1 protein-coding gene is annotated in these 235 nt (G+C 71.5%); it reads left to right on the top strand.

What is annotated here, in order from left to right; all coding sequences use genetic code 11:
• Window positions 1–235, top strand: a 235-nt coding sequence (locus VTU_RS28675) for a flagellin N-terminal helical domain-containing protein (protein ID WP_010107461.1), incomplete at both ends; no start/stop codon positions are given.

Below are 235 nucleotides of genomic sequence, written 5' to 3'. Positions count from 1 at the left end.
CGCCAAGGACGACGCCGCGGGCCTGGCGATCACCGAGCGCTTCACGACCCAGGTCCGCGGCCTGAACCAGGCGGCGCGCAACGCCAACGACGGCATCTCGCTGGCGCAGACCACCGAGGGCGCGCTCAAGTCCGCCGGGGACATCCTGCAGCGCGTGCGCGAACTCGCGGTGCAGTCGGCGAACGCCACGAACAGCGCCGTCGATCGCCAGGCATTGCAGCGCGAAGTGGGTCAG

Origin of the sequence: Verminephrobacter aporrectodeae subsp. tuberculatae At4 (genome assembly GCF_000193225.1) — a bacterium.
In the GTDB taxonomy this organism is placed as follows: Bacteria; Pseudomonadota; Gammaproteobacteria; order Burkholderiales; family Burkholderiaceae_C; genus Acidovorax; species Acidovorax aporrectodeae.
This window is presented reverse-complemented; position numbering and strand designations above follow the sequence as displayed.